Here is a 23,056-nt window from a genome sequence, read left to right on the forward strand (position 1 = left end):
GGATTGCGGATCGCCGCACCCGCGAAGCCATCACAGGAGACGGGCCGATGAGCGCAGCGAGCAGGGAGTTGGAGTTCTGGTTCGATTTCGGCAGCAACTACAGCTACCTGAGCGTGATGCGCATCGAGCAGGCCGCCGCGCGCCAGGGCGTGCAGGTGCGCTGGAGGCCCTTCCTGCTCGGGCCCATCTTCAAGGCGCTGGGCTGGGAGACCTCGCCCTTCGTGCTGCAGAAGGAGAAGGGCGCGTACATGTGGAAGGACATGGTGCGCGAGGCGCACAAGTACGGGGTGCCCTGGACGCGCCCGAGCACCTTCCCTCGCCGGGCGGTGCTCCCGCTGCGCGTGGCGCTGCTCGGCGCCGAGCAGCCGTGGATGGGCGAGCTCTGCCGCCGCGTCATGCTGCGCAACTTCTCCGAGGACCGGGACATCGACTCGCCCGAGGCCATGAGCGAGGTGCTCGCAGGGCTGAAGCTCCCGGCGGAGGCGCTGCTCGCGAAGGCGCAGTCCGAGGAGAACAAGCTGCGGCTGCGCACGCAGACCGAGGCGGCGAGGTCGCGCGGCATCTTCGGCGCGCCGTCGTTCTTCGTGGGCGACGAGCTCTTCTGGGGAAACGACCGCCTGGACGACGCGCTCGCCTTCGCGGCCCGCTAGTTCGGGCGCACGCGGAAGGGGTTGGAGTAGCCCACCCGCCCCGCGGCGTCGCGCGCACCCAGGATCATGGAGGGCCCGACGCGGTCCACCGTCACCTGCAGCGTGCACTCGCCGTTCACGAAGGCCTGCGTGACGGGCGGCGTGAGCGGAGCCCCTTCGCCGTCGAAGAGCAGCACCACGCCGTTGAAGCTGGCGGCGGAGGGCCCTTGTGCCCGCAGGGTGACCGTGAAGGGCTGGCCGCGCACCTGCTCCGCAACGGGGTCGAAGGTGAAGCCGACCGTCGCGCGCGGGGGCCCGATGGTGAGGGCGCGCGGCGCGGTGGCGCTGCGCGAGTCGGCGAGCACCACGCGCACGTCCTGCTCTCCCTGCGTGAGCCCCGCCGGCAGCTGTCCAACGAGCAGTCCACCGGGCGCGCGCTCGAGCGGGCCGATCTCCACCGAGCCCAGCCACAGCGTCGCGCTCGAGTCCGCTGCGAGCGTGCGCTCGTTGTAGTCCACCTCGAAGGGGGCCACCGCATCCACCCGCAACACCAGCGTCGCCTGCTCGTCCGCGGCCACCTGCGAGGGCTGTACGGAGAGGATGCGCGGGTCGGGCAGCGACTGGCCACAGGCGAGCAGGGTGCACGCGAGCAGGAGGCGGGTGAGGGCGCTCATTTCACGTACCTCAGGCCGAGCGAGAGGCCCACGCCGCCGAGCTGGGCGCTGAGCCGGGGGGTGGAGACGGGCTGCACGCTGCCGCGCGCCTCGAGCAGGAAGGTGGTGTGGCCGCGGGTGTAGCCGCCCTGCAGCGCGGCGAAGCCGGCGGGGCGCAGGCCTCCCTCGGAGAAGTCCGACTGCCCCTCCTGCTGCAGGCGGTGGCGAAACAGCGTCAGGCCCGCGCCGAGCCGCGCCGCGAGCGAGAGCGCGCCGCGCTCCAGCAGGCTCGCGCGCAGCGAGGCGAGGACGGGGACGCCGAGGATGCGCGAGTGCGCCGGGTCCACGCCGCCGACCACCGCTCCCTCGAGGCTCGCGCGCCGCAGGCCCACCTCGGCCTCGAGCGCGAGGCGCTCCTGCAGCGCGGGCAGCACGTAGCCGGCCCCCAGGGCGAGCGCGGGGCCCTTGCTCGCGCCCTCCGCGAAGAAGGCCCCGGCCAGGGCGTGCACGGACAGGGGCGAGCGCGCGGGGGGCGCCGCGGGCTGCGAGGGCGCCGACGCAGTGGGCTGCGGCGAGACCTCGGCTTCGAGCGAGAGCCGATCCTCTCCCTGGCGCCGGGACACCGTGACGCCGAGCCGGCGCTGCCCGGGCTCCGGCGTGAGCTGGTAGAGCGGCGGCCGGCTCGCGCGCAGCGTGGCGCGCCCTCCCTGCACCTCGAGCTCGAGCGCCTCGGGCGTAAGCGCTTCCTCCGCGGCGACGGCGAGCCAGGCCGGCCCCTGCGCGGGCACCGGAGTGGGGCCGAGCAGCGCGGCGAGGCCTCCGTCCACGGGCACGTCCAGCGGCACGTCGCGCTCGGTCTGCTCCCCGTGCGCCGTGGCGAGCACGCGCGCGCTGCGCACGCCGGGCGGCACCTCCACCGCCACGCGTGCCTGCCCCTGGGCGTTGGCCCGCACGGGACCGAAGCGCGCGCGCTGCACCTGCACCACCACCTGGGCGTCGGGCTCGGTGGCGATGTCCAGCGTGGTGCGGCCGAGCAGCGCGAGCCGGAAGGCCGTGGGCACCGGCGCCTGCCCTGGCGCGGGCCTCTCCCAGAACAGCAGCGTGACCCACAAGGGGTGGCGCACGGAGGGCGGCGTGTAGGTAAAGCGCACGCCGGCGGGCCCTGCATCCCCGGGCGCGGAGAGGGTGCCCGCGGAGGCGGCGGCCTCCAGCTGCAGGGGGCCTGCGCCCTCGCGCGCGACGCGGATGGTCACCTGCGCGTCGCGGCCCAGCAGGGGGCTCTGCGGCGAGGCCTTCACCTGCAGCGCCTGCGCGGCGGCAGCGGCCGGCAGCAGCGCGAGCGCGAGGAGGACGAGGGGGCGCATGGGGGAGGGGAGTTGAGCCGCCCCGTGCGCCCAGGTCAACCGCGCACTAGCCCTCGGCGGGCTGGGGGTCGGCGGAGCCGGCCTCTTCCGACGGAGCGCTCTCGCCCGCGGCGACGGGCTTGTCCGCCGGACCGTGCGAGCGCGCGGCCGGAGGGCTGAAAGCGGGCTTGCTCGCGGGCGCAGCGCCACCGCGGCCGTGCACCAGCGTGCGCGTCTCGGAGCGGAAGACGATGTCCACCTTGTCGCCGCGCACCGCGGAGACGAAGCCCTGCCCGAACGTCGGGTGGTTGATCACCTGGTCCACCTTGAAGGTCTCGCGCACGGAGTAGGGCACCGAGTGCGCCACGTCCTTGCTCGCGAGCGTGTCGTCGAAGGAGATGACCACCTTCTCCACCTTCTCGCGCGGCGCCGCGGTGCGCTTCGCCGTGGTGCTGCTGCTCTTGCGCTCGCTCGCGCCGGGGGGGCCGCGGAAGGCGTGGTCGCCGCCGCAGGTGTTGCAGCGCACGCGCACCGGCTTGGTGCCGACCATCGCGAGAATGGTGTGCGCGAGGTCCATCTTGCAGCGGGTACAGAAGGCGTCGACCTCGCCGCCAACCTTGTGGGTAGCCATCGGGATGCTCCGGGCCCGCAGCCGGGGAGGGCGGGCCATCAAAAAGGGGCGCGGAAGATAGCGGCAAATCCGCCGGGCGAAAGCACAAGTTGCCCTGCCGCCGCGAGGAATGCACCCGCACGCTGGGTCGGGGTCGGCGCTGGGCCGCTCGCTCCCCCGGGGCGGGACACAACGGGCTGGATGCTGGCCGTGCAGGCTCGGTCCACGTACAGTGGCGGCCCCCCGATGACTCCCGAGCAAGCAGAGCCCCGCGCCGTTCCCAAGGAACCCAACCCGTTCGTCTCCACCGTGGAGGGGATCGGCAAGGGCCTCATCGGCATGGTGACGGACCTGGGCGGCCTCGCCACGATGGGCTTCCAGGTGGCGCGCTGGAGCTTCCGCCGCCCCTTCCGCGCCCAGAACTTCTTCGCCCAGCTGGACTTCGTGGGCGTGGGCTCCATCTTCATCGTGGCGCTCACCGGCCTGTTCACCGGCATGGTGTTCGCCCAGCAGTCCAGCCGCGCCTTCGAGCTCTTCGACGCGGAGAGCCTGGTGGGCCCCACCGTGGCGCTCACCATCACGCGCGAGCTCGCGGCGGTGTTCAGCGCGCTGATGGTCACCATGCGCGCGGGCAGCGCCATGTGCACGGAGCTCGGCACCATGCGCGTGACGGAGCAGGTGGACGCGCTGGAGACCATGGCGGTGAACCCGGTGCAGTACCTGCTGGTGCCGCGCGTGTTCGCCGGGCTGACCATGGTGCCGGTGCTCACCATGATCTTCGACACCGCGGGCCTGAGCGGCGCCTACTTCGTGGCGGTGGTGGTGAAGGGCATCTCGGCGGGCACCTTCCTCGCGCGCACGCGGCAGTGGCTCGAGGCGGCGGACATCTTCGAGGGCCTCATCAAGGGCGCCCTGTTCGGGCTCACCGTGGCGCTCATCTGCTGCTACAAGGGCTTCAACGCCTCGGGCGGCGCCAAGGGCGTGGGCCAGGCGACCACCGAGGCCATGGTGTCCAGCGCCCTGAGCATCTTCATCCTCGACTTCGTGGTCGGCGTGGTGCTGCACGGATGAGCGCCTCCGGCTCGGATTCCAGCTCACCTCAAGGCTCCCACCCGATGATCCAGGTGGTGGACCTGCACAAGGCCTTCGGGGAGTCGCACGTGTTGCAGGGGATCGACCTGCAGATCCCCGCCGGCTCCACCTGCGTCATCCTGGGTGGCTCGGGCTCGGGCAAGACCGTTCTGATGAAGCACATGATCGGCCTGCTCAAGCCGGACTCCGGCCAGATGATCATCGACGGCGAGGACATCGTGCCCATGGGGGTGGATGCGCTGGAGCGCGTGCGCCGCAAGTTCGGCATGGTGTTCCAGGCCGCCGCGCTCTTCGACTCGATGAACGTCTACGAGAACGTGGCGTTCCCGCTGCGCGAGCACCGGCGCAAGATGCCCGAGGAGCAGGTGCGCGAGACGGTGCGCGCGAAGCTCGCCCTCATGGGCCTCAACAACGTGGAGCAGAAGTTCCCGGCGGACCTGTCCGGCGGCATGCGCAAGCGCGTGGGGCTCGCGCGCGCCATCGTGCTGGACCCGAAGATCGTCCTCTACGACGAGCCCACCACCGGCCTGGACCCCATCACCACCGACTACGTGGACGAGATGATCCTCGCCGCCAAGCGCGAGCTGGGCGTCACCAGCGTGGTCATCTCCCACGACATCGCGAGCGCCTTCAACGTGGCGGACCAGATCGCCTTCCTCCACAAAGGCCACATCGTGGCGCGCGGCACCCCCGAGCAGATGCGCGAGAACGACCACCCTGCGGTGAAGGTCTTCCTGCAGACCTGGTTCGGGAAGAACTGACGCGCATGTCCCACCTTTCCCTTCCCATGCTCGCGGCTGTGGCAGCCACGCGGGCAGCCACGTTAGAAGGGGCCTGCAGCGCCCCGGCCGGCCGCTCTCGGAGTGCATCCAGGTGAAGAAGCTCGTCACACCCTTTCGTGTAGGCCTGCTGGTCATCACGGCCGGCGCCTTCCTCTTCACCTTCCTCACCTTCGTGCGCAAGGGAGGCCTGGGGGACAAGGACTCCATCTCCGTGTACGCGTACTTCCGGGACGCGTCCGGCATCGGGCCCAAGAGCCGCGTGCAGATCGCCGGCATCCCGGTGGGCGAGGTGACGGACATCGTGCTGCAGGGCACGCGCGCCAAGGTCACGATGCGCATCCGCCACGAGGTGGACCTGCACGAGGACGCCTCGCTGACCAAGCGCTCCGAGTCCCTGCTGGGCGACTACCTGCTGGACCTGAACCCCGGCACCGACGCCGCGCCGCGGATGCCCGACGGCGGGCAGATCCGCCGCGTCATCGACACCCAGGGCATGGAGGCGGTGTTCGAGTCGCTGGGGCAGATCACCGCGGACATCCAGCAGGTGACGCGCGCGCTGCGCGACACGCTGGGCGGAGACAAGGGCCAGGGCTCGCTCGAGCGCATCGTGGAGAACATGGTGCAGCTGTCGGAGACGGTGGACGTCTCCTCGCGCGCGAGCGCCGAGCGCATCGAGGCCATCTTGCGCAACTTCGAGAGCGTGAGCCAGGACGTGCGCAACCTCACGCACGGCAACCAGGACGACCTCAACCGCATCGTCGCGAACATCGAGGTCATCACCCGCGACACCCGCGACGTGCTGAGCACGGTGAAGGGCATCGTGGGAGCGGGCGGGGAGGGTGACCTCAAGGAGGGCGTGGCCAGCCTCAAGCAGACGCTCAACCGGCTGGATCACACGCTGGACAACCTGGAGGCCATCAGCACCAACGTGCGCGAGGGCAAGGGCACCGTGGGCACGCTGCTGTCCGACGAGGGCCTGGGCAACAAGCTCAACGAGACCGTGCGCGACGTGTCCATCTACCTGGACCGCCTCACCCAGCTGCAGACCGAGGTGGGCATCCGCAGCGAGTACCTGCTCACGCAGGGGCGCACCAAGAACGCGCTCTCGCTGCGCCTCATCCCCAAGCCGGACAAGTACTACCTGCTCGAGGTGGTGGACGACCCGCGCGGCAAGGTGGAGACCGAGGTGGTGCAGTCCAACCCGCCCAGCGCGGGCGACCCCGTGGTGCAGACGCGCACCATCACCAAGGAGACCTTCAAGATCAGCGCGCAGTTCGCCAAGCGCTTCTACTTCGCCACCCTGCGCTTCGGCATCATCGAGAGCACCGGCGGCGTGGGCGCGGACCTGCACTTCCTGAAGGACACGCTGCACCTCCAGATGGACGCGTTCAACTTCTCCGTCGCCGAGCTGCGCTACCCCCGCGTGCGCACCACCCTGCGGGCGCAGGCCTTCGATCACCTCTTCGTCTCGGCCGGCGTGGACGACCTGCTCAACGCCCCCCAGCGTGACCTGACCACCCAGCGGCTCATCGCGGGCCGCGACTTCTTCTTCGGCGGCGGCCTCTTCTTCACCGACGACGACCTCAAGGCCCTGCTGCCCTCCGCGCCCAAGCCCTGAGCGAGCCCCCGCCGGCTCCAGGCCCTGGCGGCTCGGAGCCCGGGCGGCTTGACCTCGGCGCGCGGAAACGGTAGCCCGCACGCCATGTCACTGCTCGTCGTCGGCTCGGTTGCGCTGGATTCCCTGGAGACCCCCTTCGGCCAGAAGGAGGACGCGCTGGGCGGCTCCGCCACCTACTTCTCCACCTCGGCCTCGTTCTTCTCGCCGGTGCAGGTGGTGGCGGTGGTGGGGGAGGACTTCCCCGAGCAGCACCTCACCTTCCTCAAGGGTCGCGGCATCGACCTCGAGGGCGTGACGCGCGAGCCGGGCAAGACCTTCCGCTGGAAGGGCAAGTACGGCTACCAGCTCAACGAGGCGCAGACGCTGGACACCCAGCTCAACGTCTTCGAGCGCTTCAGCCCCAAGCTCCCCGAGAGCTACCGCGGCGCGCCCTTCGTGTTCCTCGGCAACATCCACCCCGAGCTGCAGGGGCAGGTGCTGGACCAGGTGCGCAACCCGAAGCTGGTCGCCGCGGACACCATGAACTTCTGGATCCAGGGCAGCCGCGCCGCCCTGCTCAAGACGCTCGCGCGGGTGAACCTGCTCTTCGTCAACGACGCCGAGGCGCGCCAGCTCGCCGGCGAGCACAACGTGGTGAAGGCGGCGCGCGCCATCCTCCAGATGGGCCCCCAGCGCGTGGTCATCAAGCGCGGCGAGTACGGCGCGCTGCTCTTCGACCGCGAGCACATCTTCGCCTGCCCGGCCTATCCGCTCGCCGAGGTCTTCGATCCCACGGGCGCCGGGGACACCTTCGCCGGCGGCTTCATGGGCACCGTGGCCACCGTGGGCAACCTGCAGCCGGAGACGCTGCGGCGCGCCATGGTCACCGGCAGCGTGATGGCCTCCTTCACCGTGGAGCGCTTCAGCCTCGAGCGCCTGCGCGAGGTGACCCGCCCGGAGATCCACGCCCGCTTCGCAGATTTCAAGAAGCTCACCCATTTCGAGGATCTGGGCCCGCTGTAGCGCGCGCAGCGTCAGCGGCTGCGGGCCCGGAAGTTCGGCCCCTGCCTTGACGCGGTCGCGCGCGGCTCCCTACGCTCGGCCCCACTCTGGCGCCGTGCGGAGGCTGCGAGTTGGACGGAAACCGTAGGCACAAGCGAATCCCCTCCCGACTGCGCTGCTGGTGCGAAGGCGACAACGTCACCTTCTACGCACGGGTGGGGGACCTGAGCGAAGGCGGCCTCTTCCTGCGCACCAGCACCCCGCTCGCGCGCGGCAGCCGCACCCTGGTGCGGCTGCACGGCGAGGACCGGCACGAGCTGCGGGCCGAGGCCACGGTCATCTGGGCCCGCAGCGAGGAGTCCTCCGCAGCGCAAGGCGGGGAGCAGGCGGGGCCGCCCGGAATGGGGCTGCAGTTCGCCGAGCTCGCTCCGCCCGCTCTCGAACACCTGCGCCGCATCCTCGCGCAGGAGCAGCGCGGCACTGGCGCGCTCGACTAGGTTCTGTCAGGACGGAGCTCCCGTCCCTCCAGCCCGCACCCGGCCATGCGCATCGCGATCATCAGCGACATCCACTCCAACATCGAGGCCCTCACCGAGGTGCTGCGCGTGGCGGAGGAGCAGCGCGTGGACCGCATCGTCTCGCTCGGGGACACGGTGGGCTACGGCGCCTCGCCCAACCCCTGCTGCGACCTGGTGCGCTCGGTGGCCGAGGTCACGCTGCTGGGCAACCACGACGCCGCGGTGGCCGGGCGCATGGACTACTCGTTCTACTACGACGCCGCCCGCCACGCGCTGGACTGGAGCGCCAGCGTGCTCAGCGACGAGAACCTCGCGTGGCTGCGCAGCCTCCCGTACACCTACCGGCTCGGCGACGTGGGCTTCTGCCACGGCTCTCCCGTGGAGCCGCAGGCCTACGAGTACATCTTCGCGCTCGAGCAGGCGCGCGAGCTCACGGCGCACGTGGCGGACCTGCCCGAGGTCACCTTCATCGGCCACAGCCACCTGTGTAAGGCCTTCGCCATCGGCAACGGCGAGGTGAACGACGTGGTGGCCCAGAAGTTCGGCATCCGCCGCGGCTACAAGTACCTCATCTCGGTGGGCAGCGTGGGGCAGCCGCGCGACTACGACAACCGCGCGTGCTTCGTCATCTGCGACACCGGCGCGCGCACGGTCGAGTACCTGCGCGTGGAGTACGACATCGACGCGGCGGCGCAGAAGATCTACGACGCGGACCTGGCGCTGAACTTCGGCAAGCGCCTCTACCTCGGGGTCTGAGCGGCGGCTTCGCCGGCCCTGGAAAAGCGCGGCGGGGCGGGGGGAAAAGTGCCATAACCCCCCACCGTGCGGACCCCCATCCCCGTTCCTGCCTCGGGGCCCCGGCGTCGGGCCCCCCTGCTGCTCCTCGCCCCCGCGTGCGCGCTGCTGCTGCTGAGCGCCTGCCGGAGCAAGCCGGAGCCCTCGCCCGACTTCGTCGCGGCCTCGCAGCGCTTCAACCGCCTCTACGCCCAGCGCCTGGATGAGGCCTACCTCGACCCGCAGATGGACGAGATCGAGGCGCAGCTGCAGCGGGTGCCGGACAAGAGCCTGGACGCGCCCTCGGCCGCAGCCCTGCTCGCGCGCATCCGTGAGGGGCGCACGCAGGCGCAGAAGCGCGCCCAGGACACCCGGTCCGCGCTCGCCGAGCTGAAGACGCCGCTGGCCATGGCGCCGTCGTCGAGCGCGGGCCCCTCCGAGCCCCCCGTGGACGCCACCCCGGACGCCGGGCCGCCGGACGCGGGCACGGACGGCCCCCAGGTGGGCACTCCGGAGAGCGAGCTGGTGGGCGGCTTCCGGGGCTGCTTCTTCCGCGGGCAGAGCGTGAACGTGATTGGCCGCGGGCCTCGCCAGACCTGGGAATTGCAGAGTTCCTCGCGCTGTCGGCTGGAGTACGCCGCGCTCGTGGACAGCCTCGTCGTCACCGAGGACGGCAAGGTGCTGATGATCAGCCCGAAGAGCGCGGTGAAGCCCGGACCGGCGGCGGACGCCGGCCGCTAGCACACTGCGCGCATCCCTTTTCCCCTCAGGGGCATCCAAGTCGAACATGAACGAACAGACCTTCATGAAGCTGATGCAGCTGCTGCCCAAGTCCGCGGTCTCCACCGCGGTGGGGCTCGCCACCCGCCTGCCCGCGCCCGCGCCGGTGCACCGCATGGCGATCAAGGCCTTCGCCAAGCGCTACAACGTGAACCTCGAGGAGGCCGAGCACGAGGTGGCGCGCTACCCCACCTTCGCGGAGTTCTTCACCCGCGGGCTCAAGCCGGGGCTGCGCCCCATCGAGGGGGGCGAGAAGGTGGTGGTGTCCCCGGTGGACGGCGCCGTCTCGCAGGTGGGCTACTCGGAGAACGGGGAGTGCCTGCAGGCGAAGGGCATCAACTACTCGGTGGATCAGCTGCTCGGTGACCCTGAGGCCGCGCGCTCCTTCCACGGCGGTGCGTGGACCACCATCTACCTGTCCCCGCGCGACTACCACCGCATCCACGCGCCGCTGGGCGGGCAGATCGAGGGCTACTCGTACATCCCCGGCGAGTTCTGGCCGGTGAACCCCGCCTCGGTGAAGACCAAGCAGGCCCTGTTCTGCGTGAACGAGCGGCTCGTCACCTACCTGCGCGGCACGCCCGCGGGCCGCGTCGCCGTGGTGAAGGTGGGCGCCACCTGCGTGAGCCGCATCAAGGCCTCCTACGACGACGTGCTCACCCACACCGGCAAGCCCGGCAAGGAGCACACGTACCCGCAGCCCATGGCGGTGGAGAAGGGCGGCGAGCTGGGGCGCTTCGAGATGGGCTCCACCGTCATCCTGCTCTTCGAGCCGGGCCGGGTGCGCTGGAGCGAGAGCCTGCAGCCCGAGAGCGTGGTGCGGCTGGGCCAGAAGATCGGAGAGGTGCTGTGAGCCAGAAGGTCAGTGGCGTGAAGGGGATGAACGATCTGCTGCCGGGCGACACCGAGCTCTGGCAGCACGTCGAGCGCACCGCGCGCGACGTGTTCACCCGCTTCGGCTACGGCGAGGTGCGCACCCCCGTGCTGGAGGACACCGCGCTCTTCGTGCGCACGGTGGGCGAGGCCACCGACATCGTGGGCAAGGAGATGTACACCTTCGAGGACAAGGGCGGGCGCAGCCTGTCCCTGCGTCCCGAGGGCACGGCCCCGGCCGCGCGCGCGTACATCGAGCACTCGGTGGGCAACCAGGAGCCCGTCACCCGCTGGTTCTACATGGGGCCGATGTTCCGCTACGAGCGCATGAAGACCGGGCGCTACCGCCAGTTCTTCCAGCTCGGCGCCGAGGCCTACGGGGTGAAGGAGCCCGCCCAGGACGTCGAGATGATCGACCTGGTGGTGCAGTTCCTCGAGGCGCTGGGGCTTCAGGACATCTCGCTCAACATCAACTCGCTGGGCGACGACGCGTGCCGCCCGCAGTACCAGGCGAAGCTGGTGGAGCACCTGCAGGCGCACCGCGCCGAGCTGTGCGAGGACTGCCAGGGGCGCCTCGAGCGCAACCCGCTGCGCGTGCTCGACTGCAAGAACCCGCGCTGCCAGGAGATCGCGCGCGCCGCGCCGGACATCCTCCAGTTCCTCTGCGAGCCCTGCGCGACCCACTTCGCCGAGGTGCGCCGCAAGCTGGACGTGCTCGGCGTGAAGTACGTGGTCAACCCGCAGATGGTGCGCGGCCTGGACTACTACACGCGCACCACGCTCGAGTTCATCGCGGCGCACCCCTCGCTGGGCACCGCGAGCACGGTGGGCGGCGGCGGCCGCTACGACAAGCTGGTGAAGAGCCTGGGCGGACCGGACGTGCCCGGCGTGGGCTTCGCGCTGGGGCTCGATCGCCTCGTGCTCCTGCTCAAGGAGGCGGGCCAGAAGTTCGCGACCCCGCCGGACCTCTTCCTCGCCGTCGCGGACGAGGGCTCGCACGACGCGGCCTTCCTCCTGGCGAGCCAGCTGCGGCGCCAGGGGCTGCGGGTCGAGTTCGACACCCGCGGCGGCAGCCTCAAGAGCCAGATGAAGCGCGCGGACAAGACGGGTGCGCGCTTCGCCCTCGTGCTGGGCGAGGCCGAGCGCACCAGCGGCCAGGCCCAGCTCAAGCCCATGGCGGGCGGGGACCCGAAGCCGGTGAGCCTCGCCTCCGTGGCCGAGGCCCTGCGCGCGGCACGCTAGGGCTTGCTAGACTGCGGCCCTCCTGCGGCGCGCCCCAACAGGGCGCGCCGCTCCTGCACGAGGCGACGAAGCGATGCGAGCACAGGCATGGGTGGGGATGGCGGCGGCGCTGCTCCTGGGCGCAGCGCACGCGCGGGCGCAGGAGCCCCTTCCGGCAGAGGGCCGGCCGGCGCCCGCCTTCCGACTCCCCGTGTACAACGCGGACGCCGCGGGGGCCGGGGTGGTGGGGCTCGAGCGCTACGTGGGCCCGGAGGCGCAGGACAAGGACACGCGCCTGGTGCTGCTCTCGTTCATGGCCAGCTTCTGCCAGCCCTGCAAGAAGGAGCTGCCCTATCTCCAGTCCCTGCACGCGCGCTACCGCGAGCAGGGCCTGCGCGTGGTGATGGTGTCCATCGACTCGGAGCCCTCGGGCCAGAAGTTGATGGACGAGCTCCTCCGCGAGCACCACGTCACGTTCCCCGTGCTCAAGGATCGCTTCAACCTCGTGGCGCGCCGCTGGCTCGGGCAGCAGAGCCCCTTGCCCTCGCTGTTCCTCGTGCGCCCGGACGGCACCGTGCTGCGCGTGCACCGCGGCTACGACGAAAAGACCTCGCGCCTGCTCGCCGAAGAGGTGGCGGCGGCGCTCGGCTCGGCGCGGCCCGTGGCGGCCGGCACGGCCCCCTGAGCCGGTGGCGGCTCCCTCCTCATCGGACGGTGTCGGGCCACCGCTCACGGTGATCGCCGGGCCCACGGCCTCGGGCAAGAGCGCGCTCGCTCTCGCGCTCGCCGAGCGCACGGGCGCGGAGATCATCAGCGCCGACTCGCAGCAGGTGTACCGCCACTTCGACATCGGCACCGCGAAGCCCTCCGCGCAGGAGCTCGCGCAGGTGCCGCACCACCTGGTGTCCGTGGTGGAGCCGCTCGAGCCCTTCTCCGCGGCCGAGTTCCAGCGCCGTGCGGACGAGGCCATCCGGCAGGTGCGTGCGCGCGGCCGTCCGGTGCTGGTGGTGGGCGGCACGGGGCTTTACCTGCGCGTGCTGCTGCACGGGGTGGTGGAGGCGCCGGGCGCGCTGCCCGCCCTGCGCGCCGAGCTGGAGGCGGTGGCGGCGGCGCAGGGCCGCGCCGAGGTGCATCGGCGGCTCGCCGAGGTGGACCCCGAGTCCGCCGCCCAGCTCTCGCCGAACGACCTGGTGCGCACGGTGCGCGCGCTGGAGATCCACGCGGCCACCGGGCGCCCGGCCTCGGAGTTCCGGCGCGCGCATGCCTTCACGCAGGACCGCTATGCGTACAGGCTCGCGGTGCTCGAGCCCCCGCGCGAGGCGCTGTACGCCACCATCGACGCGCGCACCCGCGCCATGTTCGAGCGCGGCCTGCTCGAGGAGGTGGAGGCGCTGCTCGCGCGCGGCTACGCGGACGCGGCGCCCATGCGCAGCGTGGGCTACGTGCAGGCGCGCGCGGTGGTGGAGGGGCGCCTCAGCCGCGAGCAGGGGATGGCGGACGCCGCCCAGGAGACGCGCCGCTACGCGAAGCGGCAGCTGACCTGGTTTCGCAAGGAGCGCGGCGCGCGCTTCCTCGCGCCGCCCTTCACGCCGGAGCGGCTCGAGGCGGCCCTCGCGGAGGGGGCGGGCTGAGTCCCGGGAGGAGGGCCTGCGGCCCCTCGCCAGGACTCACGCCCTGCGCGCGTGACCTCGAGCGCAGCGCTCAGGATGCGGCGCGGCTCTCCGCGCCAGCGGCCGCGAGCGGCCCCCCCGCGGCGAGCGGCAGCGTCTCCGCGGTCTCGCGCCCGGTGACGACGCGCAGCAGGCGCTGCGGGTCCACGGGCTTCACCAGGAAGGCCTCTGCTCCGGCCTCGAGTGCGCGCTGGCGCACGTGCGGGCGGTTGAGGCCGCTCATCACGAAGACGCGGGTGTCGCGCGTGAGGGGGTGACGCTTGAGGCCCTCGCACAGGCGCAGGCCGTCCACCCAGTGCAGCACCACGTCCAGGAGGATGGCGGTGGGCGGACGGCGGGCCACCGCGCTGTAGAGCGCGAGCTCGTCCGCGAAGGCCACGACGGTGGCTCCGGTGGACTCGAGCAGCTGCGTCATCGCCTCGCGAGCGTCCGCGTCGTCGTCCACGATGTAGTAGAGGTCCGGCTCCAGGGTGGGGATGGTGGCGGGCGCGGGCTCCACCGAGCTGCGCAGCCAGCCTCCGACCAGCTCCCGCAGGCCCGCCCAGCGCGCGGCGGTGAGCAGCGTGTGCGGCGTGGGGGAGGGAAGACCCAGGATGCCCCCGCCGTAGACGCCCGTGGTGGGCGCGCGGCGGCGCGCCTCGAGGAAGCCTGCGGGCGCGCGGGCTCCGGCGCGCCGCAGCCACGCGAGCGAGCGCGCGCCCGCGGTGACGTCCTCGAGCAGGTCTCCCAGCCCCTCGCGCACGTAGCGGCGCTCGAGGCGCGCGGCGTCCAGGCCCGCATCCAGCAGCGCCACGGCGGCGCGGCTGCAGCTCGCGAGCGTCTCGCTGAGCCCCACCTGCAGCGGATGCCCGAGCGCCGCGGCACCCACCGCGAGCTGCCCGGGCGCGACGAGCGTGTGCCCGGGGCCGTAGGGAAGGCGGGTGGTCTCCAGCGCCGCGAGCTCGAAGCCCTCGTCCACCAGCCCGTCGCGCGCGGCCATCATCAGCGCCTGGCACAGGTCGGCCGGCTGCACGGCGGGCCCGTACGCGAGCGCGTACACGGAGCCCGCGGCGGGCAGCAGGAACAGCCCCTCCACGCCGGGAAGCGGGGCGATCCACAGCCGCGCGACGAGGCTGCGCCCCACGTTGCGGCGCAGCGCATCCCAGCGCAGCCGCGCCTGCACCGCCGGCATCGTGGGCGCGCCGCGGAAGCCCGGGAAGAAGGCGTCGCCGAGGTTGGCCCCCGCGCCCGAGGCGAGTGCCACCGCGTGGAAGCGCTCGCCGCTGCCCTGCGCGCGCACCACGAGGCCGCCGCTGCTCTTCACGGCGGCCGGGGCGTCGGGCGCGGGCGCCTGGCGCTCCACGCGCTCCACCCGGCGCGTGACGAAGCGGGCGCCCTGTGCCGCAGCGGCCGTGGCGAGTGCCTCGCGCACGCGCGCCATCCCGCCGGTGCCCTGGGGCCAGCCGTCCACCACCCAGAGGCCTCCGGGAGGCGCGGGCAGCAGCTCGTTGCGGCCCTGGGCGTGGACCTCGATGCCGCGCAGCTCCAGCGCGCGCCACTCGGGCGGCATGCGGCAGCCGAGCGCGGCGAGGCGCGAGCGGCACTCCGGGGTGAGCAGCGCCGGGGGCGCCACGGCGTCCGGGCTCCCGCCGTCGTAGACGCGCACGTCCAGCGCGCAGCCGCGCGCGCGGCCGTTGAAGAGCAGCGCCGCCGCGAGCCCCGCGCCCGCCACGCCTCCGCCGATGATCGCCACCCTCGAACCGCTGGTCAGCCTGCCCGCCGCATCCATCCCGCTGTCTCCCCGCTCCAACCGTCCCCGAACCCTGCGGTACCTAGTGCCGCGCGGAGTCCGGAGACCCGCCCACGGCGACGCCGTCCACCACCACCTGATCCCTGCCCGCGCGCTTGGCCACGTAGAGCGCCGCATCCGCCGCGCGCATCAGCTCCGCCACGCTCTCGCGCGGGTGGGTCGCGGAGTGGTCCGCGATGCCCACGCTGATGCTCAGCCCGAAGGGGGCAGGGCGCCCGTCGTCGCGCTGCACGCCCACCGCCCGCAGCCCCGCGCGCACGCGCTCGGCGAACACCGCGGCCTCCGCGGCCGTCTGGTGCGGCAGCAGCGCCACGAACTCGTCCCCGCCGAAGCGCGCCGCGAAGTCCACCTCGCGCAGGTTGCTGCGCAGGTGGCCCGCGAGCGCGAAGATGGCGCGGTTGCCCACGTCGTGGCCCATGCCGTCGTTGATCGCCTTGAGGTGATCCAGGTCGATGACCACCACGGCGAGCGGGTACTGGTAGCGGCGCGCCCGCTTGAACTCCTCCTCGAGCCGCAGCTCGAGCGCGCGGAAGTTGGCGAGCCCCGTGAGCGCGTCCGTCTGCGCGAGCTCGTGCAGCTGCTGCTTCTGCGCGCTCTGGCGCAGGGCGCGCTGGATGCGCGCGAGCAGCTCTCGGGCGTTGGCCGGCTTGTGCAGGAAGTCCACCGCGCCCAGCTCCAGCCCCCGCTCCAGCGTGGCCTCGTCCTCGTCCGCGGTGAGCAGGATGATCGGCACCCGCTCCGTACGCCGGTCGCGCTGCAGCGCCTCGAGGATGGAGAGCCCGTCACCGTGCGGCAGGAAGCGATCCAGCAGGATGAGGTCCGGCAGCCGGTCGCGCGCGACGGCGAGCCCTGCGTCGCCGTCCGCCGCGGTGAGCACCTCGTAGTGCGTCTCCAGCAGCTCCGCGAGGCTCTCGCGACTCGCCTCGTCGTCCTCGACGATCAGGATGAGCGGCCGGTTCGCGCCGCTGCCCGGCCGCAGCCGCTCGCCGCGCTCTGCGCCCTCGCTGCCCCCCTGTGCCGGACCCGCACCGCCACCGGGCGCGCCAGGGCCCGCGGACGCGCGAACCGCGTTGACCGGCATGCCGCAAATGGCAGGCCGAAAGTCTCGAGTGCCACGCCCAATGGAAGCGTCCCCGCCCCCCCGTGCACCACGCACGAGGCCCGCCGTGTCCCCCGACGAGCTTCCGTTGACCTCCGCCACCTTCACCCGAGACCTCCGGCTGCCAAGACTGGACGTGCCTGTATGTGCACCCTCTCTACGGGTGAACACCGGAGCACGACGTTCGATGGGAGCGCGGCCGAGCGGGGAGCAAGCGACGTGCCGTCCCCTGCTCAGGAAAGTCGAGTCATTCCAGAAGCTTGAAAGGCCCGCTGGCCACCCTTCCGCAGAATCGGAAAGAGCTTCCAGGGGCCTCTCGGGGGAGGCGGCAAGAATTGCCGCCGGGGCGGATGTGGGCGAGGGGGCGTGGATCAGCGCCGGGTGAACTGCACCCGCCGGCCGCCACCGCCGCCGCCCATCATCTGGGGGGGCGGGGCCTCGAGGCCGAACTGCCACCACAGGGGCTCGTAGGGCTTCATCTTGAGCCGCTTGTCGTTCTGCAGCTGGGTGAGGCTGCTCTTGAGCTTCTCGTCCGCGGGGTTGGCCTCCGCGCCGCGTGCGAGCACGGCGAGCGCCTGATCCTTGTCCTTGAGCTGCAGCAGGCACCAGGCGTACGCCGCCCAGACGATGCTCTCCTTCTTGCCGGCCTTCGCGGCCGCCTCGAAGGAGGCCTTCATCGCGGGCAGGTCCTTGCGCTGGTAGTGCAGCGCCCCCTCGAGCGCCTTGGCCATGTAGTTGCGAGGGTTGGCCTTGGCCAGGTGCGGCTGGGCGCCGGCGAGATCCTTGGCCATGTAGCGCAGCATGCCGATCTGCGCGTGGATCTCCGGGCCCACCAGGAACTGCCACTTGTCCCAGACGAGGCCGGTCTCCAGCGTCTTCACCGCCCGGTCGATGCGCTGCTGCAGGTCGCGCTGGCTCGAGGGTTGCCCCTGCAGCTCCGTCTGCACGGACGTCATCAGGGCCTGCACCTTGAGCGACACGCGGCGCGCGAGGACGACGTAGGTGGCGAGGAAGACGATCACGCCGGGGACGAGGCCCGCCCAGACGGAGAAGCCCGCGAGCTTCACCAGCAGGGTCACGGCCACGCCCGCAGCCAGGGCGATGAGGAGGTTGTACATGGGCGACCGTTTAGCGACCCTGGACGGCGACCGCAATCTCCGGATGCACCCCGGGAGGGCGCGCGCTATAAGGGCGACCTTCCGCGCCACGACGGCCCTCTGTCGAAATTGGTAGACGAGGCGGACTCAAAATCCGCTGCGGCTGACCCCGCGTCCCGGTTCGAGCCCGGGGAGGGCCACAAGCAGTCCGCCTCCGCTGGCGCGGCAGGCGATGGCGCGGCACGCAGCTGAGGGGTGGTGGCTCGGATGAAGGTGCTGCTGGTCGAGGACGACGCCGGCGTGCGAGAGGGGCTCAGCGAGCTCGTCTCGGAGCAGGCGACCGTGCACGACGTGGGCAGCGTCCCCGAGGCGCTCGCCGCCCTGCGCGCCGGGGTCTACGACCTGGTCCTCACCGACCTGCGCATCGGCGGAGATCGGCTCGGCGGCCGCACCATCCTCGAGGCCGCCCGCGGCTGCCTCGTCCCGGTGGCGATCATGAGCGCCTCGGTGCCCGAGGAGGTGGAGCGCACGCTCGCCCCGCTGCACCCGGACGCGCAGCTCACCAAGCCCTTCCAGCTCGAGGACGTATTCGGCCTCGTGGAGCGCTTCCTCGCGCTGCGCACGCGCGCCCAGCAGGCAGGCGAGGCGACCCCGGCGGCCAGCGGCTGGGAGCCCCACGGCGCGCAGGCGCAGCGGCTGCGCGAGCCGCACGCCACGTGGCTGCGGCTTGCGCCCGGAGCGCGCCTGCCCTGGCCCACCGAGGGCCACGCCTGCGGGGTGCTGGTGGTGGAGGGCGAGCTCGAGCTCAACGGCCAGCGCCGCGGGGCGGCCCAATACTTCTATGTGTCCGCCGACGGCGGCTGCGAGGCGGCCACGCGCGAGGGCTGTCTCGCGGTGTCCCTCCCGCTCGCCCGCTGAGGCTCTCCGTGCCCGCCTTCTGGCCCGCCCCCCATCCCGCTGCCCTGCTCGGGCGCCCCTCGCGCCGCGCGGCCACCGCCGCGCTCGAGGCGCACGTGGCGGTGCAGAAGGGCGAGCCCCTGCGCGCGGCCCTCTCCGAGGCGCTGCGCGAGGCGCAGGGGCTCGGGGGCCAGGAGCGGCGCTACGCGGCGCTCGTCACCCGCGAGCTCTCGCGCCACCAGCGCCTGCTGGACCTGGCGGCGCGCGCGCTCGGCCATGCGCCCGGCAAGCTGGGGATGATCGAGGATCACGCCCTGGTGCGCTACACCCTGTGGCGGCGGGTGCTGTGCGGCGAGGACTGGAAGCGCATCGGGCCCGAGGTGAAGCTGCCCGGCCCCATCCGCCCCCGCACCCTCAAGGATGACTTCCTCGAGCGGCTCCTGAGCACGCCCCTGCCGGAGCTGCCGCCCGGGGTGGAGGCGCCGCTGGACCGCATCGCGAGCCGCCACTCCTTTCCCACCTGGTTCGTGGAGCGGCTCGCCCCGCGGCTCGGCGAGGGCGAGCTGGAGGCGCTGCTCGCGGCCCTCAACGAGGAGCCGGGGCTCACCTTCCGCGCCCGTCCGGTGACGGAGCGCGAGGCGCTGCTCGCGGCGCTCGCCGAGGAGGGCGTGGCGGCGGAGGCGATACCCGCCGCGCCGGGCGCCCTGCGCATCACGGACGCGAGCCACCGGGTGTTCGAGACGCGGGCGATGAAGGCCGGGCGGCTGCAGGTGCAGGACGTGGGCAGCCAGCTCATCGCCGAAGCCTGCGGGCCCCTGGGCGGCGAGGGCGGCCTGCAGGGGCGCACCGTGGCGGACGTGTGCGCGGGGGCGGGCGGCAAGACGCTGGCGCTGGCGGATGCCGTGGGGCCCTCGGGGCGGGTGCTCGCGGGAGACCGCTCCCGGCGCCGGCTCGCGGACGCACGCGAGCGGGTGCGCGAGCTGGGCCTGCGCAACGTGTCCTTCCCGCATCCCTTGCCCCTCGGCAGCGCCGACGTGCTCCTGGTGGACGCGCCCTGCAGCGGCTCCGGCTCGCTCGCGCGCGAGCCCGACCAGAAGTGGAAGCTCACCCCGAAGGCGATCCTCGAGTTCCAGAAGACGCAGCTTGCGCTGCTGCAGGAGGTGGCGGCCGCGGCGCGCCCCGGAGCGCTCATCGTCTACGCCACCTGCTCGGTGCTCTCGGAGGAGAACGACGAGGTGGTGCAGCGCTTCCTCGCGCAGGCGCCCGGCTTCGCACTCGAGCCGCTCGCGCCCGTGTACGGGCCCGAGCGCGCGGCGCTGCTCTGTGACGGGCCCTTCCTGCGGGCCCTGCCGCCGCGGGTTCCGGGCGGAGGCTTCTTCGCCGCGCGGCTGCGCAAGGGCTGAGCCGGGCGGGGCCCCGACGGGTCGGTTGCTCCCGCCGCCCCTCGGGGCGCCCAAGCGCGCGAATCGCCGTCCGGTGCAGGGCAGGGGGAAGGAAAACGCGGCGCCGTGCATTCAGCACTGGCATCGGGAGAAAAGAAGCGGTAGAAGAGCGCCGCTTTCGACGCAACGGCGCGCCCCCCATGGCGCGCTGGAGAAGAGAAGGGGCTATAGCTCAGCTGGGAGAGCGCTTGAATGGCATTCAAGAGGTCGACGGTTCGATCCCGTCTAGCTCCACAGTAAGGAAGGCCCGCTCGGGAAACCGGGCGGGCCTTTTGCTTTTCCGGGCTCCGCGCGAAGGCACCGCCCCAGACGAAAACGGGCGGCCCTCGCGAGGAGAGCCGGCCGTCCGGATGGCATGAGCCGTCGGGCTCCGGGGCTACTTGCCCGCGAAGATGGCCATCACGTCCTTGAGCAACTTCACCGACTCGTCGTGCGGGCGCTGGAAGGCGTTGCGGCCCATGATGGAGCCGAAGCCGCCACCCTGGTGGATCTGGCGGATCTCCTCCATCAGCTCCGGCGTGCCCTTCGCCTCGCCGCCCGAGAAGATGACGATGCGCTTGCCGTTGAAGGCCGAGAGCACGACGTTCTTGATGCGGTCGGCCATCGTCTTGGTGGGGATGTTGAACTTCTCGTAGACCTTCTTCGCCTCGGGCTGCTCGAGGAAGTCCTTGGGCGGCTTCACCTTGATGATGTGCGCGCCGAGCTGCGCGGCGATCTGCGCGGCGTAGGCGACCACGTCGATCGCGGTCTCGCCGTCCTTGGACAGCTTGCTGCCGCGCGGGTAGGCCCAGAGCACCGTCGGGAGGCCGTAGCTCTTCGCCTCGGCGATGATGTCGCGCAGGTTCTCGTACTGCTCGTTGCGGGCGCCGGAGCCCGGGTAGATGGTGTAGCCCACCGCGACGCAGCCCAGGCGCACCGCGTCCTTCACGGAGCTGGTCACCGCCGAGTTGGGCTCGCCCACGTTGCCCAGCGTGTCCGAGTTGTTGAGCTTGAGGATGAGCGGGATCTCACCGGCGAACTTGCCGGCGGTGATCTCCAGCGCGCCCAGCGGCGCCGCGTAGGCGTTGCAGCCCGCGTCGATGGCCAGCTGGTAGTGGTAGTCCGGATCGTAGCCCGCGGGGTTGGGCTGGAACGAGCGGTGCGGCCCGTGCTCGAAGCCCTGGTCCACCGGGAGGATGACCATCTTGCCGGTGCCGGCGAGGGTGCCCGTGTTGAGCAGGCGGGCGAGGTTGGTCAGGGTGCCCGGGTTGTCGGAGGGGTACCAGGACAGGATCTGCTTCACGCGGTCGGTGTAAGCCATCGGCTCCTCTGGGGATCGGCGCGGGGGCGCCTGATCGAGAATGTTGCGCCGATTGTGCAGACCCCGCCCCGTCCGGCAAGGAGATCTCGCGATTTGTACGCGGCCCGCGTTGCCCTCCCTACAGCCTAGGGAGCCCGGGCCACCACCTTGAGCGGCCAGGTACCCAGGGGCTGGCCCGCCACGCGCACCAGCACGGAATAGGTGCCCGGGCCGCGGCACTCGGTGGGATCCCAGTCGACCGTGTACTCGGAGACCTCGCCCTGCACGCCGGTGAAGGAGAGCGTGCCCGAGGCGCTCATCGCCGTGTCGCCGCGCGCATCCAGCACCACCACGTCGATGGGGGCCGTGCGCCGCGCGCTGCTGCGCACCTTCACGCGCGTGCTGAAGGGCTCGGTGCGCAGGGGGCTGCCCGTGAGCGCAACCTCCGAGAGCGCGCCGGTCTGCCGGGCGCCCTTCATGTGCTGCACGCCCAGCACCTCGAAGCGCTCGTCCACCGCGCGCACCTGGGGGCCGGCGGGCTCGGGGGCGGAGCGGCTCGCAGAGAGCTCCTCGCCCTTGGGCAGGGCGCCGAGGCCCGTGAGCCCCAGCGAGGGGACGGACATGGGCGGCTTCTTCGCCTTGGCTTTCGGCTTCTCGGCGAGGACGGCCGAGGAGCAGAGCAGGGCGGCGACCACGAGCAGGGCAGGGCGCATGGGCGCCAGTCTAGCCCTCCTACAGCGCGCGCTGGTAGATGCGGTAGGTCTTGGAGCGCTGGCCGCCCATGGACTCGATCGCGCGGTTCACGAGGTGGTTGTCCTCGAGCGTCCAGGAGATCTCGCCGCCGCGGTAGCCGAGGCGGTGCGCGGTGCGCAGGGTGTCCAGGTAGAGGATCGCGTCCAGGCCCCGGCGCCGGTAGCCCTCCTTGATCCCCAGCGTGATGAGCCGCAGCCGCTCGATGCGCCGCGAGGCGAGCACCAGCTTGGCGAGCCCGATGGGCAGGCCGTAGCGGGTGAGCCGGCCGCCGGCCGCCTTGAGGGCGTAGTTCGCGTCCGGCAGGGTCATGGAGAAGGCGACGGGCTCGCCCTTCACCTCGGCGATGAGCACCAGGTCCGGGCGGACGATCGCCTTGAGCTCGCGCGCGAGGTGATCGAACTCGTGGTCCGTCATGGGCACGAAGCCCCAGTTGCGCTCCCACGCCGCGTTGTAGATGTCCTTGATGAGGGCGATCTCCTTGGAGAGCTCCTTCATCCGCACGGGGCGCACGGTGATGCCCTCGCGCTTGCGCATCTTCTCGGCGATCCGCACCACCTTCTCGGGCGGGGTGGCGGACGCCGAGAGCTCGAAGGCCCAGAGGTCCTTCGCCTTGCGGAAGCCGCACGCCTCGAGCAGCCCCGGGTAGTAGCCGGGGTTGTAGGGCATGAGGATCGCGGGCGAGCTGTCGAAGCCCTCCACGAGCAGGCCGAACTCGTAGTTGCTGCTGAAGCTCGCGGGGCCCAGCACCTCGGTGAAGCCGCGCGCCTTGAGCCAGCTGCTCGCTGCGTCGAACAGGCCGCGCGCGACGCCCGGCTCGTTCACGCAGTCGAAGAGGCCGAAGAAGCCGTACGTGGTGCCGTGGTACTCGTTGTAGCGCGGGTCCTTCACCGCCGCGATGCGGCCCACCACCTCGCCGCCGCGGCGCGCGAGGTACAGCTCCACCTCGCCGAACTCGAACCAGGGGTTCTTCTTCGGGTCGAGGAAGTCCTTGCGCTCCATCTCCAGCGGCGGGACCCAGTGCGGGTCGTGCCGGTAGAGGGCGTAGGGGAAGCGGATGAACGCCTCCCGGTCCGCGGCGCCGCGCACGGGCGTGATGCTGACGTCCGCGGGGACGGGAGGAAGCTCGAGGGCCTGTTGCTCGGCGGGAAGGGCCATG

The 23,056-nt window shown here is 72.2% G+C and carries 23 protein-coding genes and 2 tRNA genes; 16 read left to right on the top strand and 9 right to left on the bottom strand.

The features are described from left to right. Positions 1-47 precede the first annotated feature (47 nt). A complete protein-coding gene (locus FGE12_RS00385) occupies positions 48-650 on the top strand; it encodes a 2-hydroxychromene-2-carboxylate isomerase (RefSeq protein WP_153864234.1) in 603 nt (200 codons plus the stop codon). Here FGE12_RS00385 and FGE12_RS00390 read toward each other — a convergent pair. Genes FGE12_RS00390 through FGE12_RS00400 form a run of 3 tightly spaced genes read right to left on the bottom strand, consistent with a single transcriptional unit; the run spans position 647 to position 3,256 of the window. Further along, on the bottom strand, positions 647-1,303 hold the full coding sequence (locus FGE12_RS00390; RefSeq protein WP_153864235.1) for a hypothetical protein: 657 nt from the start codon (positions 1,301-1,303) through the stop codon (positions 647-649). The genes FGE12_RS00385 and FGE12_RS00390 overlap by 4 nt on opposite strands. Further along, positions 1,300-2,646 carry a hypothetical protein gene (locus tag FGE12_RS00395; protein ID WP_153864236.1) on the bottom strand — a complete coding sequence of 449 codons (1,347 nt, stop codon included), beginning with the start codon at positions 2,644-2,646 and terminating at the stop codon, positions 1,300-1,302. The genes FGE12_RS00390 and FGE12_RS00395 overlap by 4 nt, the downstream gene beginning before the upstream one ends. Positions 2,647-2,692: 46 nt before the next feature. Then, positions 2,693-3,256: a hypothetical protein gene (locus FGE12_RS00400; protein WP_153864237.1), complete on the bottom strand. Its 564-nt coding sequence runs from the start codon at positions 3,254-3,256 to the stop codon at positions 2,693-2,695. A 225-nt stretch (positions 3,257-3,481) separates the two neighbouring features. On the opposite strand from FGE12_RS00400, the gene FGE12_RS00405 reads away from it, so the two are divergent. From FGE12_RS00405 to miaA, 11 genes are all read left to right on the top strand, one after another. Beyond that, positions 3,482-4,306, top strand: coding sequence for an ABC transporter permease (locus FGE12_RS00405; RefSeq protein WP_153864238.1), 825 nt, complete (start codon positions 3,482-3,484; stop codon positions 4,304-4,306). Positions 4,307-4,350: 44 nt separating this feature from the next. Then, the gene (locus FGE12_RS00410) at positions 4,351-5,088 is read left to right on the top strand and encodes an ABC transporter ATP-binding protein (RefSeq protein WP_153864239.1); all 738 of its coding nucleotides are present in this window, start codon (positions 4,351-4,353) and stop codon (positions 5,086-5,088) included. Positions 5,089-5,200: 112 nt separating this feature from the next. Continuing rightward, entirely contained in the window at positions 5,201-6,727 is a 1,527-nt protein-coding gene (locus tag FGE12_RS00415) for an MlaD family protein (protein ID WP_194797419.1), read from the top strand. Between the two features lie 84 nt (positions 6,728-6,811). After that, entirely contained in the window at positions 6,812-7,729 is a 918-nt protein-coding gene (locus FGE12_RS00420) for a PfkB family carbohydrate kinase (RefSeq protein WP_153864241.1), read from the top strand. A gap of 110 nt (positions 7,730-7,839) precedes the next feature. Beyond that, complete coding sequence (locus tag FGE12_RS00425; RefSeq protein ID WP_153864242.1) at positions 7,840-8,205, top strand: TIGR02266 family protein; 366 nt, start codon at positions 7,840-7,842, stop codon at positions 8,203-8,205. A 45-nt stretch (positions 8,206-8,250) separates the two neighbouring features. Then, a complete protein-coding gene (locus FGE12_RS00430; RefSeq protein WP_153864243.1) occupies positions 8,251-8,982 on the top strand; it encodes a metallophosphoesterase in 732 nt (243 codons plus the stop codon). 66 nt (positions 8,983-9,048) lie between these two features. Next, a complete protein-coding gene (locus FGE12_RS00435; protein WP_370458832.1) occupies positions 9,049-9,741 on the top strand; it encodes a hypothetical protein in 693 nt (230 codons plus the stop codon). A 46-nt stretch (positions 9,742-9,787) separates the two neighbouring features. Further along, positions 9,788-10,633 carry an archaetidylserine decarboxylase gene (gene asd / locus FGE12_RS00440; protein WP_153864244.1) on the top strand — a complete coding sequence of 282 codons (846 nt, stop codon included), beginning with the start codon at positions 9,788-9,790 and terminating at the stop codon, positions 10,631-10,633. Beyond that, positions 10,630-11,895, top strand: coding sequence for a histidine--tRNA ligase (hisS, locus tag FGE12_RS00445; protein WP_194797420.1), 1,266 nt, complete (start codon positions 10,630-10,632; stop codon positions 11,893-11,895). The genes asd and hisS overlap by 4 nt, the downstream gene beginning before the upstream one ends. Positions 11,896-11,968: 73 nt before the next feature. Further along, positions 11,969-12,559: a peroxiredoxin gene (locus FGE12_RS00450; RefSeq protein WP_153864245.1), complete on the top strand. Its 591-nt coding sequence runs from the start codon at positions 11,969-11,971 to the stop codon at positions 12,557-12,559. 4 nt (positions 12,560-12,563) lie between these two features. Further along, a complete protein-coding gene (gene miaA, locus FGE12_RS00455) occupies positions 12,564-13,505 on the top strand; it encodes a tRNA (adenosine(37)-N6)-dimethylallyltransferase MiaA (RefSeq protein ID WP_194797421.1) in 942 nt (313 codons plus the stop codon). A gap of 70 nt (positions 13,506-13,575) precedes the next feature. Here miaA and FGE12_RS00460 read toward each other — a convergent pair whose 3' ends face one another. The 3 genes from FGE12_RS00460 to FGE12_RS00470 all read right to left on the bottom strand — a co-directional run bounded on the left by FGE12_RS00460 (position 13,576) and on the right by FGE12_RS00470 (position 17,550). Next, positions 13,576-15,312, bottom strand: coding sequence for a two-component system response regulator (locus FGE12_RS00460; protein WP_153864246.1), 1,737 nt, complete (start codon positions 15,310-15,312; stop codon positions 13,576-13,578). A gap of 43 nt (positions 15,313-15,355) precedes the next feature. After that, on the bottom strand, positions 15,356-16,414 hold the full coding sequence (locus tag FGE12_RS00465; protein WP_153864247.1) for a diguanylate cyclase: 1,059 nt from the start codon (positions 16,412-16,414) through the stop codon (positions 15,356-15,358). A 389-nt stretch (positions 16,415-16,803) separates the two neighbouring features. After that, the gene (locus tag FGE12_RS00470) at positions 16,804-17,550 is read right to left on the bottom strand and encodes a M48 family metallopeptidase (protein WP_153864248.1); all 747 of its coding nucleotides are present in this window, start codon (positions 17,548-17,550) and stop codon (positions 16,804-16,806) included. Between the two features lie 93 nt (positions 17,551-17,643). Here FGE12_RS00470 and FGE12_RS00475 point away from each other — a divergent pair. The 4 genes from FGE12_RS00475 (at position 17,644) to FGE12_RS00490 (ending at position 20,102) form a co-directional block, all read left to right on the top strand. Further along, positions 17,644-17,729 (top strand) — tRNA-Leu (locus tag FGE12_RS00475). Between the two features lie 67 nt (positions 17,730-17,796). Continuing rightward, the gene (locus FGE12_RS00480; protein ID WP_153864249.1) at positions 17,797-18,447 is read left to right on the top strand and encodes a response regulator; all 651 of its coding nucleotides are present in this window, start codon (positions 17,797-17,799) and stop codon (positions 18,445-18,447) included. 8 nt (positions 18,448-18,455) lie between these two features. Continuing rightward, positions 18,456-19,829 carry an RsmB/NOP family class I SAM-dependent RNA methyltransferase gene (locus FGE12_RS00485; protein ID WP_370458833.1) on the top strand — a complete coding sequence of 458 codons (1,374 nt, stop codon included), beginning with the start codon at positions 18,456-18,458 and terminating at the stop codon, positions 19,827-19,829. A gap of 200 nt (positions 19,830-20,029) precedes the next feature. After that, positions 20,030-20,102, top strand: a tRNA-Ala gene (locus FGE12_RS00490). Between the two features lie 142 nt (positions 20,103-20,244). Here FGE12_RS00490 and FGE12_RS00495 read toward each other — a convergent pair. The 3 genes from FGE12_RS00495 to FGE12_RS00505 form a co-directional block, all read right to left on the bottom strand. Then, a complete protein-coding gene (locus FGE12_RS00495) occupies positions 20,245-21,168 on the bottom strand; it encodes a class I fructose-bisphosphate aldolase (protein WP_153864250.1) in 924 nt (307 codons plus the stop codon). A 125-nt stretch (positions 21,169-21,293) separates the two neighbouring features. Continuing rightward, the gene (locus tag FGE12_RS00500; protein WP_153864251.1) at positions 21,294-21,860 is read right to left on the bottom strand and encodes a hypothetical protein; all 567 of its coding nucleotides are present in this window, start codon (positions 21,858-21,860) and stop codon (positions 21,294-21,296) included. 19 nt (positions 21,861-21,879) lie between these two features. Then, positions 21,880-23,055, bottom strand: a complete 1,176-nt coding sequence (locus tag FGE12_RS00505) for an N-acetyltransferase (protein WP_153864252.1) — start codon at positions 23,053-23,055, stop codon at positions 21,880-21,882. Position 23,056 lies beyond the last annotated feature (1 nt).

This window comes from Aggregicoccus sp. 17bor-14 (assembly GCF_009659535.1).
Taxonomy (GTDB): Bacteria; Myxococcota; Myxococcia; order Myxococcales; family Myxococcaceae; genus Aggregicoccus.

Coding starts and splice junctions, on each gene's coding strand:
- FGE12_RS00385 (WP_153864234.1), top strand. CDS start 48: ATGAGCGCAGCGAGCAGGGAGTTGGAGTTCTGGTTCGATTTCGGCAGC.
- FGE12_RS00390 (WP_153864235.1), bottom strand. CDS start 1,303: ATGAGCGCCCTCACCCGCCTCCTGCTCGCGTGCACCCTGCTCGCCTGT.
- FGE12_RS00395 (WP_153864236.1), bottom strand. CDS start 2,646: ATGCGCCCCCTCGTCCTCCTCGCGCTCGCGCTGCTGCCGGCCGCTGCC.
- FGE12_RS00400 (WP_153864237.1), bottom strand. CDS start 3,256: ATGGCTACCCACAAGGTTGGCGGCGAGGTCGACGCCTTCTGTACCCGC.
- FGE12_RS00405 (WP_153864238.1), top strand. CDS start 3,482: ATGACTCCCGAGCAAGCAGAGCCCCGCGCCGTTCCCAAGGAACCCAAC.
- FGE12_RS00410 (WP_153864239.1), top strand. CDS start 4,351: ATGATCCAGGTGGTGGACCTGCACAAGGCCTTCGGGGAGTCGCACGTG.
- FGE12_RS00420 (WP_153864241.1), top strand. CDS start 6,812: ATGTCACTGCTCGTCGTCGGCTCGGTTGCGCTGGATTCCCTGGAGACC.
- FGE12_RS00430 (WP_153864243.1), top strand. CDS start 8,251: ATGCGCATCGCGATCATCAGCGACATCCACTCCAACATCGAGGCCCTC.
- asd (WP_153864244.1), top strand. CDS start 9,788: ATGAACGAACAGACCTTCATGAAGCTGATGCAGCTGCTGCCCAAGTCC.
- FGE12_RS00450 (WP_153864245.1), top strand. CDS start 11,969: ATGCGAGCACAGGCATGGGTGGGGATGGCGGCGGCGCTGCTCCTGGGC.
- FGE12_RS00460 (WP_153864246.1), bottom strand. CDS start 15,312: ATGGATGCGGCGGGCAGGCTGACCAGCGGTTCGAGGGTGGCGATCATC.
- FGE12_RS00465 (WP_153864247.1), bottom strand. CDS start 16,414: ATGCCGGTCAACGCGGTTCGCGCGTCCGCGGGCCCTGGCGCGCCCGGT.
- FGE12_RS00470 (WP_153864248.1), bottom strand. CDS start 17,550: ATGTACAACCTCCTCATCGCCCTGGCTGCGGGCGTGGCCGTGACCCTG.
- FGE12_RS00480 (WP_153864249.1), top strand. CDS start 17,797: ATGAAGGTGCTGCTGGTCGAGGACGACGCCGGCGTGCGAGAGGGGCTC.
- FGE12_RS00495 (WP_153864250.1), bottom strand. CDS start 21,168: ATGGCTTACACCGACCGCGTGAAGCAGATCCTGTCCTGGTACCCCTCC.
- FGE12_RS00500 (WP_153864251.1), bottom strand. CDS start 21,860: ATGCGCCCTGCCCTGCTCGTGGTCGCCGCCCTGCTCTGCTCCTCGGCC.
- FGE12_RS00505 (WP_153864252.1), bottom strand. CDS start 23,055: ATGGCCCTTCCCGCCGAGCAACAGGCCCTCGAGCTTCCTCCCGTCCCC.